The following is a 663-nucleotide window of genomic DNA, read 5'->3' on the forward strand; positions in this document are numbered from 1 at the left end:
ACCGACGAGTCCGAAAACACGAAAGTCGTTGGGGCCGTTAATCACTCAGCCATACTTCCCGCGTGCCGCGCGGTCGTCCACCACGGCGGTGCCGGCACCACCGCGGCGGGGATGCGGGCCGGAATCCCGACTTTGATTCTCTGGCACGGGATCGACGATCAGCCGGTCTGGGCGGCGGGGGTCGAACGACTCGGCGTCGGCGCCGCCCGTCAGTTGTCGGCCACCACGCAGGGATCACTAGTGGCCGATCTGGCCACCATCCTCTCGCCCGAATACGCTTCACGCGCCCGCGAAGTCGCCGGCCAGATATCGACGTCCCCCGAAAGCCTCGCGAGAGCCGCGGATCTTCTGGAAGACGTCGCTCGCCTTGGATCGCAAGCCTCATCACCGTAAGTCGACGGTGGCCTCCAGAAGGTCGGCCGCCCTGGCAACACTTTCGCCGGCCGTCGTCATCTTCGCGCCGACGTCACGGGCTTTTGCGGCGCGCTCCGGGGTCAGGACGGAGCGCAGGTCAGCGACGAGCGATTGCTCTGTGGCGCCCCAGAACGGGCGGCCGGTCCCGATGTTCAGCCGTTCGACGGCGGCGGCCCAGACCGGCTGATCGTCGATCCCGTGCCAGAGAATCAAAGTCGGGATTCCGGCCCGCAGCCCCGCCGCGGTGGT

General features: G+C 67.9%; 2 protein-coding genes. One reads left to right on the forward strand and one right to left on the reverse strand.

Annotated features, from left to right (window positions below):
* Positions 1-393: glycosyltransferase (locus A5764_RS28785; RefSeq protein WP_369807284.1), on the forward strand; the 393-nt coding region annotated here is incomplete at its 5' end.
* Here the strand turns inward: A5764_RS28785 and A5764_RS28790 are convergent.
* The coding region (locus tag A5764_RS28790) for a glycosyltransferase (RefSeq protein WP_369807285.1) at positions 385-663 on the reverse strand (279 nt) is incomplete at its 5' end. The two genes, A5764_RS28785 and A5764_RS28790, sit on opposite strands and share 9 nt — an antisense overlap.

It is taken from the genome of Mycobacterium sp. 852002-51057_SCH5723018 (genome assembly GCF_001667035.1).
GTDB lineage: Bacteria > Actinomycetota > Actinomycetes > Mycobacteriales > Mycobacteriaceae > Mycobacterium.